Origin of the sequence: Nocardia sp. NPDC050412 (assembly GCF_044458825.1) — a bacterium.
Taxonomy (GTDB): Bacteria; Actinomycetota; Actinomycetes; order Mycobacteriales; family Mycobacteriaceae; genus Nocardia.
The window spans coordinates 57,456-72,013 of the sequence record NZ_JBITIJ010000021.1; the positions used below are offsets into that span (position 1 = coordinate 57,456).

At 63.8% G+C, this 14,558-nt stretch carries 15 protein-coding genes; 2 read left to right on the forward strand and 13 right to left on the reverse strand.

The window, feature by feature from the left end; all coding sequences use genetic code 11:
* Positions 1-503: 503 nt before the first annotated feature.
* Positions 504-1,046, forward strand: coding sequence for a DUF3995 domain-containing protein (locus tag ACIBI6_RS37040; RefSeq protein ID WP_364357273.1), 543 nt, complete (start codon positions 504-506; stop codon positions 1,044-1,046).
* A 55-nt stretch (positions 1,047-1,101) separates the two neighbouring features.
* Here the strand turns inward: ACIBI6_RS37040 and ACIBI6_RS37045 are convergent, their stop codons facing one another.
* The 13 genes from ACIBI6_RS37045 to ACIBI6_RS37105 form a co-directional block, all read right to left on the reverse strand.
* Positions 1,102-1,425, reverse strand: coding sequence for a hypothetical protein (locus tag ACIBI6_RS37045; RefSeq protein WP_364357276.1), 324 nt, complete (start codon positions 1,423-1,425; stop codon positions 1,102-1,104).
* Positions 1,426-1,543: 118 nt separating this feature from the next.
* Positions 1,544-2,029, reverse strand: a complete 486-nt coding sequence (locus ACIBI6_RS37050) for a h domain protein (protein ID WP_364357279.1) — start codon at positions 2,027-2,029, stop codon at positions 1,544-1,546.
* On the reverse strand, positions 2,026-2,757 hold the full coding sequence (locus tag ACIBI6_RS37055; protein ID WP_364357282.1) for a hypothetical protein: 732 nt from the start codon (positions 2,755-2,757) through the stop codon (positions 2,026-2,028). Before ACIBI6_RS37055 ends, ACIBI6_RS37050 begins: the two co-directional genes overlap by 4 nt.
* 73 nt (positions 2,758-2,830) lie before the next feature.
* A complete protein-coding gene (locus ACIBI6_RS37060; RefSeq protein WP_364357285.1) occupies positions 2,831-4,240 on the reverse strand; it encodes an MlaD family protein in 1,410 nt (469 codons plus the stop codon).
* Positions 4,237-5,457 carry an MCE family protein gene (locus ACIBI6_RS37065; protein WP_364357288.1) on the reverse strand — a complete coding sequence of 407 codons (1,221 nt, stop codon included), beginning with the start codon at positions 5,455-5,457 and terminating at the stop codon, positions 4,237-4,239. Before ACIBI6_RS37065 ends, ACIBI6_RS37060 begins: the two co-directional genes overlap by 4 nt.
* On the reverse strand, positions 5,454-6,722 hold the full coding sequence (locus ACIBI6_RS37070; RefSeq protein WP_364357291.1) for an MCE family protein: 1,269 nt from the start codon (positions 6,720-6,722) through the stop codon (positions 5,454-5,456). The genes ACIBI6_RS37065 and ACIBI6_RS37070 overlap by 4 nt, the downstream gene beginning before the upstream one ends.
* On the reverse strand, positions 6,719-7,786 hold the full coding sequence (locus ACIBI6_RS37075; protein WP_364357294.1) for an MCE family protein: 1,068 nt from the start codon (positions 7,784-7,786) through the stop codon (positions 6,719-6,721). The genes ACIBI6_RS37070 and ACIBI6_RS37075 overlap by 4 nt, the downstream gene beginning before the upstream one ends.
* Positions 7,786-8,811: an MCE family protein gene (locus ACIBI6_RS37080; RefSeq protein WP_364357297.1), complete on the reverse strand. Its 1,026-nt coding sequence runs from the start codon at positions 8,809-8,811 to the stop codon at positions 7,786-7,788. The genes ACIBI6_RS37075 and ACIBI6_RS37080 overlap by 1 nt, the downstream gene beginning before the upstream one ends.
* Complete coding sequence (locus ACIBI6_RS37085; protein WP_364357419.1) at positions 8,808-9,941, reverse strand: MCE family protein; 1,134 nt, start codon at positions 9,939-9,941, stop codon at positions 8,808-8,810. Before ACIBI6_RS37085 ends, ACIBI6_RS37080 begins: the two co-directional genes overlap by 4 nt.
* A 99-nt stretch (positions 9,942-10,040) precedes the next feature.
* On the reverse strand, positions 10,041-10,892 hold the full coding sequence (locus ACIBI6_RS37090) for an ABC transporter permease (RefSeq protein ID WP_040686323.1): 852 nt from the start codon (positions 10,890-10,892) through the stop codon (positions 10,041-10,043).
* Between the two features lie 4 nt (positions 10,893-10,896).
* Positions 10,897-11,661: an ABC transporter permease gene (locus tag ACIBI6_RS37095; protein WP_062988486.1), complete on the reverse strand. Its 765-nt coding sequence runs from the start codon at positions 11,659-11,661 to the stop codon at positions 10,897-10,899.
* A 297-nt stretch (positions 11,662-11,958) separates the two neighbouring features.
* A complete protein-coding gene (locus tag ACIBI6_RS37100; protein ID WP_396959617.1) occupies positions 11,959-12,876 on the reverse strand; it encodes a 3-oxoacyl-ACP reductase in 918 nt (305 codons plus the stop codon).
* Positions 12,877-12,996: 120 nt separating this feature from the next.
* Positions 12,997-13,185 (reverse strand): ferredoxin, encoded by a 189-nt coding sequence (locus tag ACIBI6_RS37105; protein ID WP_364357305.1) that lies wholly within the window; start codon positions 13,183-13,185, stop codon positions 12,997-12,999.
* A 155-nt stretch (positions 13,186-13,340) separates the two neighbouring features.
* On the opposite strand from ACIBI6_RS37105, the gene ACIBI6_RS37110 reads away from it, so the two are divergent.
* Positions 13,341-14,534, forward strand: coding sequence for an acyl-CoA dehydrogenase family protein (locus ACIBI6_RS37110; RefSeq protein WP_396959619.1), 1,194 nt, complete (start codon positions 13,341-13,343; stop codon positions 14,532-14,534).
* The last annotated feature ends 24 nt before the right edge of the window (positions 14,535-14,558 follow it).

Genomic DNA, 14,558 nt, shown 5'->3' on the forward strand with positions numbered 1-14,558 from the left:
AAGCGAAAGGTCGTCAGTTCAATCCTGACAGGGGGCCCCAGCCGAGCGCGTCGGTCACGGCGCGCCCGTTCACGTGACAGAGGCTTGATCCGGTTGAGGTGCCCTACGACGGGGGCCGCTGTTCCAGGGCACCGCCAGGCCAGCGGTAATGCCGTCTTGATCACGGCGTAGCCCCCGGACGAACGAGTGCGGCCGCGCCGGACTCAGCGTCGCACCACGCGTCGGTGACGCACACACCTTCGAACTGCCCCCAGCGGACCTCCCAACCGCGGCCCAGCATCATAAACCTGCCCCTCCCCCGAAATACACTGCTGGACAAGCGATCACGGGGAACCGGTGGCGGGGTCTACTCGCCGCCGCCAGTTCCACCTGATCGGCCGACCAAGAGAAGTGGTGCGATGACCGCAGTGACCGTGGTAGGCGCGATTTGCAACCGTGGTAACTGTGGAGACGGTGGTGGCGGCGGAAGCTTCTCGGAGATTTCGGGACGTATGCTGCGTTGGATGAGGTTGGCTCGGAGGGATTGGGCCGTGGTCGCCGCGGTGTTTTGGAGCTGTGTGTTCGCGGCGGTGCACTTGTTCTGGGCCTTGGGTGGGTCTGTGGGGCTGGCGTCGTCAGCGGGCTCGGATTTGGCGGCTCGGCGTCCGCCGATGTTCGTTGCGGCCGGTCTGTGGGGCGTGGCTGTTGTGCTTCTGGCTGATGCTGCGTTCGTTGGTGTGGCAGCAGCTGTGAATATGCCGCGCCGGTGGCGCTGGGTTATGGCGTGGATGATCGGGCTTGCCGGGCTGGTGTTGCTGGCTCGCGGTGTCCTGGTCGAGGTCGCGTTAGCCGCGGATGCGGGCGGTGTCCGTTGCGAGGTGGGGCCGCATCGAACTTGGTGGAGTCTGGTGCTGTGGAATCCGTGGTTCATGCTCGGTGGTGTGTTGTTCATCGGGGCGGGTCTGGGTATTGGGAAGCGTTGTTCGCGGCCGACTGGTCGTGCCGAGGCTCAGGTTGCGGCTGGTCTCGGATCTCGATATAGCCGCTTGGCTTCGAGCATGGCATAGAGGACGTCGCAGCGGCGGCCTGATCGCCGGGCAGCTGCTCGACAACCGGCACGGTTCAGGCGTCCGGCCCCTCAGCACGCCGGGCCCTGGCCGACATGCCGCGCTGCCACCAATCGATCACCTCACCCGCGCGAGTCATGTCTTCGATCAGATGCGCGGCGGCTTCCACCTGCGCACCGGACTCGCCGCAAAACGTCCACAACCGCTGAGCCGCCCGATGGTACTGGTGGATCACCGCGTCGACCTCGAACGCATCCAACTGCCCGGCACCGAACCCGTCCAATGCCCGGCCGACGTGCTCGAGCAGCTCGCCGAGCCGCACTTCGTGATACGCCGCCACACGATCCCGAGCAGCCTGCCATTCAGCCTTTGACGCCACTCGAATCACGTTACCGACCGCGGACTCCGCCAAAGCCATCACCAGGCAGAACATCAACCCACGACTTGACAACGAACATAGGGACACCCCCGGCCGCGGTGACAGCGGGTGCAGCCAACTAAATCGGGTTTACTGCGGATACGAGCCAGTGGCCGTTGTCCTTTTCGAGGTTTACTCGGACTCGGCTGGTGCTGATGTTGGCTTGGGGGGAGTCCTTGCCGGTGGTTACCTGGTTCAGGTACAGCAGGACCACCGCGTGGGCGGGTTCGGCGGAGACTACGCCGGTGGCCTGGGTGGTGGCTTGGACGTTGAGTTCCTTTTCCTTGGCGCCGGGGGCGATAGCTTCCCTGATCAGTTTCAGGTAGTCGTCGCGGAAGCTGCCGCTGAGATTGTCCGCGACCTTGGGCAATTCGGCGTCCACCGTTTTGAAGTTGTAGGTGAACATCGCTTCGACAGTGCGTTGGGCGGCGGGGACGGCCTGGGTACGCGCCTGTTCGCTCTTGCGGTCGTTCCAGAATTTGTATCCGGTGACGCCGCAGATGGCCGCCAACGCGACGATGACGAGGGCGACCGCGGACGCCACCAGAATCAGCCGCCGACTCATGCCACGAACTCCACTTGTGAGGCGGTGATCCCGTTATCGCCGCGAGTGACGGTGACCCGGAACCGGTAGTACCGCGTCTGCGGATCCGCCATGCCCGCATTGGTCAGGGTCTGCTTGGCGGCGACCAGCACGCGTGCCGAATCCCCGTCCTCGCTCTCGATGGCGGATTCGATGATCTCACCGGTGGCCTTCACCTTGGCCTGTTCCACAACGCTCGCGTAGGCGTCCTTGCGCTGGGAGTATTCGGCCTTGAGTTCACCGGAGGCCACCGCGAGGACGCGGTCGATATCGGCCTTGGCGGTGTCGTCCTTGATGGTGGTGAGATTGAGAATCGCCTGCTTGGCGGTCTGCACGTAGTCCGCGCGCCGCGCATCGCGGTCGGATGCGGTGTGCAGGTTGAAGGCGAAGAATCCGGTGCCGACCACCAGCGCGATCGCCACGACCGCGGCCGCGACGGCACCGGCGATGAGAACCCAGCGCGGCGGGGCGGACTTCGCAGCGTCATCGACGACCTCATCGGCGACGTTGGGGATCTCCAGCGTCGTCACGGATTCGGCATCCTCGCTCGGACTGTCCGACTCCGTCTTCGTCACCTTGACGGTGACATCGACGGCCTTGGACAGCTCGACACCTTCGGTCTCGAGCGGGAGCGTGTCCTCCGGCGGCGGACCCGCCGAACGCACCGCCCGTCGCCTGGGCCGAGCCTTGACCACACTGGATTCACTCATGCCTGCACCTCGCTGACGCTCGGTTCCGGCATGCGCGAAGCACGCTGTGACATTGTTCGTTCGCTGCGCTCTCTCACTGCTGCTGCTCCTGAAGCATCGCCTGCCAACTCGACGGTATCGTGCCGGATCCGTCCTTTCCGATATCCCCCTGACGGTACGTGCGTCCGTCCGGTCCCATGAACGTCCCACTGCCGGGATCCAATGTCGTGCTGTGTGCGGCCGGGTGGGTCGAGCCCTGATCGCCGATCGGGTCGCCAGACGGCGTCACCGGCTGCGGCGCACCGAACGCCGGGTTATTGCCTTCGGGCACATAGCCGTTCGGATCGCGGCACAGCTCCGGCGATGGTGCCCGCTTACCCGGCACCTCCATACACGGCGTATTGCGGATACCGCGCACGGCTTCCCTGGCGTTCTGCGCCACCTTGCAGTACAGCCCGGGCGGTGTATCCGGCGTGTCGAGCTGGGCGGGCGAGCGGCGCTGTTCCGGCGTGAGGAAGCCGGTGGTGCAGCCGGGCGGATCGTTGAGTTCCAGGTGGAAGTCCACGACGGCACCGTATTCGACCGGGCCGCGGATAACCGTCAGGAACGCGGCGGTCAGCGGTGGATAAATCACCAGGATCTGTTCCAGACCCGAGTGATAGGTCACCGCGACCTGACCCACGCTGACCAGATTCGACAGCAGAATCGGCAAGGTCGGGCGCAGGTCCTGGAACAGCGAACTCACCTGTTGGGCGGCACCGGGCGTCTTCTCGATGACATTGCGCAATGCCGGATCATGGGCGCGCAGTTGATCGGTGACCGTTGCCAGGTCGTGGGTCCACGACCGGATCGCCGCATCGGACTGATTCTGCGTATCCAGCAGCGGTCCGATCTTTTCCAGCAGATCCTTGGTCGGCTCCGCATTCGCCTGAGCCTCCTGCACCAGCAGCGATGCGGAATCGATGAACTTCTGTAGATCCGGTCCGGCCCCGTTGAATGCCGTGAACGCATCGTCGATCACCTGCCGGAGCTTGGTGTCGGCAATGCTGGACAACAGACGATCGGAGCGATCGAGCACAGTACCGATATCCTCGGGCAGCTTGGTGCGTTCCACCGGAACCACCGAACCGTCGGAAAGGTTGCCGCCCTTGGCATCAGCGGCCGGTACCAGATCGACGTACTGCTCACCGATGGCCGAAACACTGCGCACCCACGCGTCGACATCGGACGGAATCTTGTAATCACTATCAATGGACAGCTTCGCGTCCACACCCGTCGGGGTGAGCCGAACCTCTTCCACCTTGCCGACATTCGTGCCGCGGTAGGCGACATTGGCCGTCGGATACAGCCCGCCGGTGGCCAACAGTTTTACCGTCACCTCATAGCGGCCGATGCCGAACATGGCGGGCAGTCCCACATAGGTGCCGCCCATCACCACCAACCCGATCACCGTCAGCACCGAGAAGATGGCCAACTGGATCCGGACGAAGCGCGTGAGTTTCATCGGCCCGCACCTTCCTGCCCGGCGGGCGGAACGGTGAGGCCGGGTATCGCGGGCAGACCCGGAATCGGCGGCAGCCCGGGGATACTCGGCGTCGGAGCCGGTGTCGCCGGTGGCTGTAGCGGTGCGGTCGCCGGATTGCTATTGCCCTCCGCCGAACCGGCCAGACCGCCGAGTGCGCCCTCGACCCCGCCGAACCGACCGCCGAGCGGGGTGCCGGTGAGGAAGTTCGAATCCAACCGCTTACCTGTGATATCGACGGTCATGAGCAGGTTCATGTAGTCGCCCTTGACCGCGTGATCGAGATTCTTCATCGGGAACGGGAAGGTGAAGATCAGCTTCAGCACCTCGACCAGGCTGTTCCCGGTGCTGGCCAGCGTCTCCAGCACGGGTGCCAGATTCGCCAGATTCGCCTTCAGATTGTCCCCACCCTGCGCGATGATCCGCTGCACCACATCGCTCAGATCACCAAGGGCGGTGAGGGTCTGGGTGATGTTCTCGCGCCGATCGGCGAGCACGGTGAGCGCCGGATGGATCTGTTCGATCGCCGCGGCCACCCGATCCTTCTGCTTGGCGAGCGTGCCGGTGAACCGGTCGAGTCCGCCCATCGCATCGATGATGTCTTTGGTCTGAGAATCCAGTGTGGTGGTCAGCTCGGTCAGCTGCGGCAGCAGATCCCGGATCGCATCCTCGCGGCCGTTGAATGCGGCATTGAGTTCGTGGGTAATGGTTTCGAGCTGACTGATGCCGCCGCCGTTGAGCACCACCGACAGCGATGACAGGGTCTGCTCGGTGGTGGGATAGACACCGGCCCGATCCAACGGGATCAGATCGCCGTTCTTCAGCTCACCCTGTGCTGGAACATCTTTCGGCGCGGCGAGTTCGAGGTGATTGCTGCCGAGCAGACTGGTCTGCCCGATTCGGGCGGTCGCATTGGCGGGCAGCTTCACATCGTGGTTCAACGAGACGGTGACCAGCGCGTGCCAGCCCTCCACCTCGAGCTTCGTCACGGTTCCGACCGTCACGTCGTTCACGCGGACCGGCGAATTACGGGTCAGCGTGGTGACATTGGGCATCTGGATCTCGACTTCATAGGCGTTCGGATCACTTCCGGCGGTACCGGGCATGGGCAGCGAATTGAGCCCATCCCACTCGCAGCCGCTGACTCCGAGCACGACAGCCAATCCGATTGCCGCACCGGCAATTCGCCTGTGCATCATCGCCCTCCTCCCGGAATGGCCAGCCCGGCAATACCGTTCGGCACGGTGACCGGATCCGATTGCGGCACCGAATCACTCGGTCCGCGCGCGGCCAGACTCGGCGGACTGTAGACGAGCTGATTCGGGAACGCGGTCTGATTGGATACCGGATTGGCAAGCAGCGGTGGGTAATTCATCATGAGCTGCTGGATCATGGGCGCCAGATACTGGCGGCACAGTGCGGCGCTCTGATCGGAACCGTTCGCGTCATTCGCCTCGACCGCGCCGCACAGGAAGGCGAACGGGTTGGCGAAGTTCGGCGCGACTACGGCACCGGTGAGACTGCCCTGCGCCGGATCATAGATCTGATAGAAGTTCGCCAGCGACGTCGGCCCGGAATGCAATACCTGCTCGAGCTGGGGCCGCTTATCCGCAAGGTTCTGGGTGACCTCGGCCAGCCGCTGCACCCCCTCGGTCAGCGCGCCGCCGCGCTCTTGGATGAACCGCTGCACATCACCGACGGCGATGTCGAGATTGTCCAGTCCGGCACCGAGATCACCGGAAACATTCGCGAGCACCGACGACACCGAGGCGAGCCGTCCGCCGAATTGCACGATCTGATCGTTGCTCTTGGACAGCACATCCACGAACTGTTGCAGATTGCGGATGGTGCCGAACAGATCGGTGCGGCCATCCGACAATGTGCTCAGCGTGTGCGACAACTCGCGCAAGGTATCGCGTAGCGCCTGCGCGTTGCCATTGCCGAGATTGTCGGCGGCGGTATTCACGAAGCGCCCGAACGAGCCCTGCTCATCGTCGCCGACCGGCCCCAAAGTCGTTGCCAGCTTGGACAATTCGGCCTTGATGTCATCCCATTCCACCGGAACCGCGGTGTGTTCGATCGGAATAACGCTGCCGTCGTGCATTTTCGGTCCACCGGTGTAGGCCGGAGCCAATTGGATGAATCGCGCCGACACCAGCGACGGTGAAATGATGACCGCCTTGGCATCCGCGGGGATCTCGATCCCGCGATCGAGTGTCATCGCGACCCGGACCCGGTCACGACCGGGATCGATGGAGTCGATTCGGCCGACCGCGACCCCGAGCACCCGCACCTCGTCACCGGCGTACAAGCCGGTCGTGGACGGGAAATACGCGGTGATCGAGGTCTTTCCGATCCGCGATATCAGTGACCAACCGCCGGCGATCACCAGTGCGGCGATGACGACCAGGGCGAGCACCCGCACCCACTGCGGTGCCGAACGAACAGTGCGCAATGCATTCATCGCGGCGGCTCCTGAATGGCGGGCTCGATCGATGGCAGCGCGGGATCGGTCAGATATGCGCGGAAGGAATCGGGCACATGCTGCGGCCAGACCAGCGCGTCGACGAGTATCTGTAGGCCGCGCGTAGTGGCGTTCGAGACATATGCCTGGAAGTACGGACCGCTGCCGACCTGTTCACCGAGCGCGGCCGAGAACGGACCGAGTCCATCGAGCGCTTTCGACAGGTTGTCTTTATTGGACTGCAGCAGTGCCAGCACCGAATTCAGCCGGTCCAGTGTGGGTTTCAGCTGTGCCTCGTTGTCGTTGACGAGGCCGGTCAGCTGTTGGGCCAGCCCGTTGATGTACACGATCAACTGACTGAGCGCGCCGCGCCGCCGATCCAATTCGCCGAGCAACTCGTTGCCGTCGACCAGCAGCGCATTGATCTGATTGCTGCGATCGGCGAGCACCTTCGTGACGTTCTGCGCCCGGCGGAGCAACTCGGTCAGCGCCTGATCTCTGGCATTCAGGCTGCGTGAGAGTTGAGTGACGCCGTCGAGTGCCGACCGCAGCGGAGCCGGAGTATCGGCGAAGGTCGTCGACAATGCGTCCAGTGTCTGGTTGACCTTGTCCATATCCAGGCCCTTGACGGTATTCGACAAATCGCCGAGCGCGTCGGTGAGCGAATACGGCGAGGTGGTGCGGTCCAGCGGAATGGTCTCGTTGGTCCGAGTCGAACCGCTGCCCGACGGAGTCACCTCGAGCGATTTGCGGCCGAGCACCGTATTGGTCTTGATGGCGGCACTCGTCTTATTGCCCAGCACGATTGCCTCGTCCAGCGTGAACCGGACGTAGACCTTCGCACCATCCAGCTTCACCTGCTCGACGCGTCCCGACTTCACACCCGCGACCTGCACATTGTCGCCGGGAACCAGTCCGCCCGCATCGGCGAAGTACGCGGTATAGGTCGCGCCGGAGCGAATGAACGGCAGCCGGTCGACCTGAAGTGCGGACAGCGAGACCGTGGTCGCGACGACAATGCCGATAATGCCGAGCGAGACTGCGCGTGATCGGGTTTCGTTCATTAGCTCTTTGCACACCTTCCCGTCGTCTGCAACCCGGGCAGGGTGATGTGCAACGGCTTGCCGTCCGGCCCGTCGACAATGAAGTTCGTGCCGCACACGTACATGTTCAGGAACGATCCGTAGGAACCGATCCGGACCAGCTTCTTATAGGTTTCGGGCAGCCGATCCAGCACCCACTGGATGGTGTCGGAACCGTCGTCGAGGGTGGCGGCGACGGTGCCGGTCTGCTCGATGGTGGTCTTCAGATCCGGCCGGGCCTGCTGTAGCAGCTCGGTCAGATCCCCGGTCGCACCGGCGATCCGCGGCAGGGCGGCGCCGATCGGATCCTTATCGGCAGCCAAACCGCTCACCAGCCGCTGCAATTCCTCGAGAGTGGTGGCGAACTGCTGATCGCGGTCATCGATCGTGGCGAGCACGGTCTTCAGATTCTCGATCACGCTGCCGATCAACGCATCTCGATCGGCGAGGGTTTTGGCGAACGATCCGGAACTGTTCAGCAGCGCGACGAGCGTGCCGCCCTGCCCCTGGAATACCTGGAGCAGCGCCTCGGTCAGATCATTGACCTGAGCCGGATCGAGGCCGCGCAGCAGCGGTTTGAAGCCACCGAGCAACATATCGAGATCGAGTGCGGGCGAGGTGCGGTCGAGGCCGATGGTGGCGCCCTTGGACATCACCTGCGCGGTGCCCGGCCCCTCCAGCAGTTCGAGATACCGATCCCCGACCAGGTTTTCGTAGCGGATGGTTGCCTTGGTGCTGGTGTAGAGCCGGTACTTGCTGTCCACATCGAAATCGACGTGCGCGAGCTTGTCCTTGCCGACATGCACCCCGGTCACCGAACCCACCGGCACACCGGCGATTCGAACCTTGGCGCCGTCCAGCATGCCGGAGGAGTTGGTGAAGACCGCGTGATAGCCGCTCTCCCTGGCAAAGCGCATCTGGCTGAACACCACTACCAGTCCCGCCAATACCAGGGCCATCACCAGCGTGAAGATGGTCAGCTTGACCGTTGTCGCGCGCGGTTTCACAGCTGCCCCACCCCCGGCAATCCGGCGAACAGCAACTGGAACACCTTGGGCCCGTTCAGATGTGTCGTCGTCGAGGGCGTCCACACGTGCCCCTCGGCGGTATCGGTGACCACGAAGTCCGCGTGGCTGTCCGGCACTCGATCCAGCACGCCCGCACAGTGCGGCCCGCCGGTGGCATTCACCTTCGGTAGATCCTGCGGGTACTGGTAGGCATCGGCACCGGGCATGAAACTCGCATTCAGCGGCACCGCGTCGTACCGTCCGCCGAAGATGTCCTCACCGATCGGGAGCACATTGGCCAGACCGACGACCAGGCAGTACAGCGCGGGCTTGTAGTCGTTGAGCAGCTGGGTGGTCGGGCGCAGCAGATCCAGCGCCGTCACCAGCGGCTGCTCGTTCTCGTGCAGCACCGAGCCGGTGGTATCGGCCAATCCGATGAGGTTGGCCAGCATCGCATCGACGTTCTCCTGCTCTTCGACGAGCGTTGCGGCCGTCACGGTCACGTTATCGGTGGTACGCAGCAGATCCGGCACGGTGTCGGCATACAGGTTGGTGACGCCGGTCGAGGAGACCAGATCGCGTTGCAGCGCGGGCAGACTCGGGTTGATATCGCGCAGGTAGGCATCGCTGCGGGCGAGCAGATCGCCGAGCTTGTCGCCACGCCCCTGCAGCGCGGTGCCCAGCGCCGACAGTGTGGCATTGAGTTTTTCCGGCTCGATCTTCTGCAGCACATCGGTCAGATGCTGGAACAGCGTATTGAATTCGACGGTCACCGCTTGGGCCGTCACGGTCGAACCCGGCTTCAGGGGGGTCGACGAAGGCTGGTCCGGCGCAGTGAAATTGATGTACTTGGCGCCGAATACGGTGGTGGACTTGATATCCACGGTCGCATTCGACGGAACCATTTTCAGCAGTTCGGGATCCATCGCCAGCGTCAGCTTCGCGCCGTCGGCGGTCTGCTTGATCTGCGAGACCCGCCCGATCTCCACACCGCGGATCTTCACCTTGGCGTCGGGATCGAGCACCAGGCCGCTGCGCGGTGCGTCCAGCGTGACGGTCACCGTGTTGGTGAATCCGCCGACGAACATGACCATCGCGACGGACACGATCGCGACCAGCGCGATCACCATGCCGAGCCCGGCGAGCTTGAGCCCGAGCCCGCCGCGCAGTGCCGCGGCCCATGCTGAGGTGTTTGGGCCGCTTCCCGATTGCTTCGTTGCCATACCGCTCTACCCGGAGAGATGGAAGTTGCCGGAGGTGCCGTAGATGGCCAGCGAGATCAGCAGTGTCACCGTGACCACCGCGACCAACGAGGCCCGCACCGCATTGCCGACCGCGATCCCCACGCCGACCGGTCCGCCCGCGGCGTTGTAGCCGTAGTAGGTGTGAATCATCATGACCGCCAAGGCCATGAAGATCGCCTGGGCGAAGGACCAGAGGATGTCGCTGGGGATCAGGAAGGTGGAGAAGTAGTGGTCGTAAACGCCCGCCGACTGCCCGTAGATGACCACGGTGGCGAATCGGCTGGCGATGAACGAACAGATCACCGCGAGCGCGTACAGCGGCACGATCGCGATCATGCCCGCGAGCACCCGGGTGCCGACCAGATACGGCACCGGCCGGATCGCCATGGACTCCAGTGCGTCGATCTCCTCGGCCACCCGCATGGCGCCCAGCTGCGCGGTCGAACCCGCGCCGATCGTTGCCGCCAAACCGATTCCGGAGATCACCGGCGCCGCGATGCGCACATTGATGAATGCCGCGAAGAAGCCTGTCAGCGCCTCGACACCGATATTTCCGAGCGAACTGTAACCCTGCACCGCGATGGTGCCGCCGGTGAACAGCGTGAGAAATCCGACAATGACAACCGTGCCGCCGATAACTGCCAAAGCGCCTGTGCCCATGCTGATTTCGGCGATCAAACGAATGGTCTCGGTGCGATAGTAGATCAGTGCGCGTGGGATGGAACCGATCGTCTGCGCATAGAACACCGCATGTTTACCCAGCGAATCGAGCGAGTTCGAAAAGCGACGCACTCGCCGAACGGTACGCGGGAAGCGGGATTGGATTACGAATGCCATCGCCTCACCGCGCCGCGAACTTGATACCGACGGCGGTGACCACGACGTTTACTACGAACAGGGCCATAAAGGCGAAGACAACGGTCTGATTCACCGCATCACCGACACTCTTGGGACCACCTTTGACATTCAGGCCGAGATAACAGGCCACCAGTCCGGCGATCAGCCCGAATAAACCGGCCTTCACTTCGGAGATGACCAGCTCGGGCAGATGGGTGAGCAGCGTGATGCCATTGACGAAAGCACCCGGATTAACGTCCTGCAGCAGCACCGAGAACAGGAAGCCGCCGACGATGCCGATGGTGCAGACCAGGCCGTTCAACATCAATGCCACGAACATCGAGGCCAGCACCCGCGGCACCACCAGGCGGTGCACCGGGTCGATACCGAGTACGCGCATCGCATCGATCTCTTCGCGAATGGTTCGCGCACCGAGATCCGCGCAGATCGCAGTGGCGCCAGCGCCCGCCACGATCAATACGGTGACAATCGGCCCGACCTGGGTGACCGCACCGAATGCCGCACCGGCGCCGCTGAGATCGGCGGCGCCGATTTCGCGCAACAGGATGTTGAGCGTGAAGCTCACCAGCACGGTGAACGGAATCGCCACCAGCAGCGTCGGAATGATCGAAACGCGTGCGATGAACCAGGCCTGATCAATGAACTCGCGCCCTTGGAACGGACGTCGAATGCTGGCCCGCGCAACGTCGGCGACGAGTTCGAAGAATCCGCCGACTGCCCGCAATGGCACAGCAAGGACCTCGTTCATGCACGATCCTCCTTGCTCATCCTGCTGATTCTGCTCATCGCACGATGCCCCCGCCCTGGCCACATCGCCGCAACGATTAGAACATGTTCACATTGCTGTAGGAAGCTTTTTGGCACATTTGAACTGCCATTTTTCTCAAATTCGGCCCATGAATTTGTAACAGGTGTCATTTGAGGGTGGCCTAACCCTTGTGAGGCGTCACGCACCATTGACTCCCATGTCTACCAAGCGCCGCATCGGTGATCAACAACTGGTCGAGTGATCAGCTTGTGTCCGATGGCGCCTGCCATCACAGTGTCAGTTGTCTAGATCGATCAATGAAGACGCAGAAAACGTACGCCCCGCGGGCCGCTGCGCGAAGTAACCGCCGAGCGTGGCGGCGAGATCATTTACCGACCAGTGATCATCGGCGGCATCGAAGCGCTGTTCGACGACCGGCGCGGCCATCAAGGCGACCATCGGTCCGTAGACCACGAACAGCTGACCGTTGACCACATCGGCGGCGGGCGAAGCGAGATACGCGACCAAGCGGGCCACATGATCGGGCGAGAGCGGATCGATGCCGTCCTCCGGCGCCGCACTGAAGACCGCCTCGGTCATCGCGGTGCGCGCACGCGGCGCAATGGCATTAGCGCGCACACCGAATCGGGACAGCCCCCGCGCGGCGGACAGCGTCAGCGCGGTGATACCGGCCTTGGCCGCACCGTAGTTGGCCTGCCCCTCCGGACCGAGCAGGCCCGCTTCGGAAGAGGTGTTGACGAGCCTGCCGTAGATCGGCGCGCCCGCCGCCTTGGACTTTGCCCGCCAGTAGGCACCCGCGTTGCGGGTCAATAGGAAATGGCCGCGCAGATGGACTGCGACCACCGCGTCGAAGTCCTCGTCGGACATGTTGAACAGCATGCGATCGCGGGTGATGCCCGCGTTGTTCACCACGATGTCGGCGCTGCCGAACGCTTCCTCGGCGGTGCTGATGAGCGCGTCGGCGGTGGCGCGCTCGGCAATGCTGCCCGCCACGAACTCGGCCTTGGCGCCGAGCGCACGGATATCGGCGAGCGTTTCGGCCACCGCATCCGACTCCGTCAGGTCGTTGACCACCACCGACGCGCCTGCCCGCGCCAAGGCCAGCGCCTCGGCGCGCCCCAGTCCGGCGCCGCCACCGGTAACGATGGCCACCCGCCCCGCAAGGCCAACATCCGTGTTGTCTACATCACTCACGGCTGCACCTCGCTGCGCTCGGTTCCGCCGTGTGTGATACACGCTGTGTTTTCGGTTCGTTCGCTGCGCTCACTCACGGGCCGACTCTAGAACGTGTTCCTATCTGACGGCAAGCATCGGCTACTGCAACTTCAGCGCCGCCTTCGGACACTGGGCCACCGCGTCCTCGACATCGGCGAGCCGATCCGCAGGCACGTCGGCTTCCACGATGTGCAACACGTCCTCGTCATCGAGTTCGAAGACGTCGGGGGCGATTCCGACACAGATTCCGTTGGCTTCACACTGATCCGGATCGACCGTGACCTTCATAGAAACTCCTTAAACGCGACTCTGGTCGAAGCCTAACAACACCAGGTCATATCGGGTACCGCCATTGTGCGGATTCGGTAGCAATACTGGAACATGTTTCAGTCCGTATGCAATGATCGGTTGACCGACACCGAACGAGGGCATGAGGTATCGCCATGCGCATTGCGTACACGCCGCAGCAGGAAGAGCTCCGCGCGGAGCTGCGCGACTACTTCGCGCGGCTGATCACCCCGGAGCGCCGAGCCGCGCTGAGCGCGACCACCGGCGAGTACGGCCACGGCAACGTCTACCGCGAGGTGGTCCAGGAAATGGGCCGCGACGGCTGGCTCACCCTGGCCTGGCCCAAGGAGTTCGGCGGCCAGGACCGCCCGACCATGGACCAGCTGATCTTCACCGATGAGGCGGCCATCGCGGGCGCGCCGGTGCCCTTCCTCACCATCAACTCGGTGGCGCCGACGATCATGCACTACGGCAGCGAGGAGCAGAAGAAGTTCTTCCTGCCCAAGATCGCCGCGGGCGAACTGCACTTCTCCATCGGCTATTCGGAACCGGGCGCCGGCACCGACCTGGCCAGCCTGCGCACCACCGCCGTGCGCGACGGCGACGACTATGTGATCAACGGGCAGAAGATGTGGACCAGTCTGATCGCGTACGCCGACTATGTCTGGCTCGCGGTTCGCACCGACCCGACCGCCAAGAAGCACAAGGGCATCAGCATGCTCATCGTGCCGACCACCGCCGAGGGCTTCTCCTGGACCCCGGTGCACACCATGGCCGGACCGGATACCAGCGCCACCTACTACCAGGACGTCCGAGTACCGACGAGTTCACTGGTCGGGCAGGAGAACGGCGGCTGGGCGCTGATCACCAACCAGCTCAACCACGAACGCGTCGCGCTGACCTCGGCCGGACCGCTCATGGTGGCGCTGAACCAGACCACCGAATGGGCGCGCAACACCAAGGCGGGCGACGGTTCCCGGGTCATCGATCAGGAATGGGTGCGGCTCAATCTGGCCAGGGTGCAGGCCAAGGTCGAATACCTGAAGCTGCTGAACTGGGAGATCGCCAGTCGCGCCGATGCGGGCGGGGAGGCCGCGCCGCGGCCGTGGGATGCCTCGACCTGCAAGGTCTACGGCACCGAACTGTCCACCGAGGCCTACCGACTGCTGATGGAAATCCTCGGCCCGCAGGCCTATCTGCGTCAGGATTCGCCCGGTGCCGAGCTGCGCGGACGGTTGGAGCGGTTCCACCGCGCCGCGCTGATCCTCACCTTCGGTGGCGGCACCAACGAGGTCCAGCGCGACATCATCGCTATGACCGCACTCAAGCAACCCGCCGCAGCGCGCTGAGCTGTTCAATCGCGGTGCTCCCGG

Coding starts and splice junctions, on each gene's coding strand:
- ACIBI6_RS37040 (WP_364357273.1), top strand. CDS start 504: ATGAGGTTGGCTCGGAGGGATTGGGCCGTGGTCGCCGCGGTGTTTTGG.
- ACIBI6_RS37050 (WP_364357279.1), bottom strand. CDS start 2,029: ATGAGTCGGCGGCTGATTCTGGTGGCGTCCGCGGTCGCCCTCGTCATC.
- ACIBI6_RS37055 (WP_364357282.1), bottom strand. CDS start 2,757: ATGAGTGAATCCAGTGTGGTCAAGGCTCGGCCCAGGCGACGGGCGGTG.
- ACIBI6_RS37060 (WP_364357285.1), bottom strand. CDS start 4,240: ATGAAACTCACGCGCTTCGTCCGGATCCAGTTGGCCATCTTCTCGGTG.
- ACIBI6_RS37065 (WP_364357288.1), bottom strand. CDS start 5,457: ATGATGCACAGGCGAATTGCCGGTGCGGCAATCGGATTGGCTGTCGTG.
- ACIBI6_RS37070 (WP_364357291.1), bottom strand. CDS start 6,722: ATGAATGCATTGCGCACTGTTCGTTCGGCACCGCAGTGGGTGCGGGTG.
- ACIBI6_RS37075 (WP_364357294.1), bottom strand. CDS start 7,786: ATGAACGAAACCCGATCACGCGCAGTCTCGCTCGGCATTATCGGCATT.
- ACIBI6_RS37085 (WP_364357419.1), bottom strand. CDS start 9,941: ATGGTGATCGCGCTGGTCGCGATCGTGTCCGTCGCGATGGTCATGTTC.
- ACIBI6_RS37090 (WP_040686323.1), bottom strand. CDS start 10,892: ATGGCATTCGTAATCCAATCCCGCTTCCCGCGTACCGTTCGGCGAGTG.
- ACIBI6_RS37095 (WP_062988486.1), bottom strand. CDS start 11,661: ATGAACGAGGTCCTTGCTGTGCCATTGCGGGCAGTCGGCGGATTCTTC.
- ACIBI6_RS37105 (WP_364357305.1), bottom strand. CDS start 13,185: ATGAAGGTCACGGTCGATCCGGATCAGTGTGAAGCCAACGGAATCTGT.
- ACIBI6_RS37110 (WP_396959619.1), top strand. CDS start 13,341: ATGCGCATTGCGTACACGCCGCAGCAGGAAGAGCTCCGCGCGGAGCTG.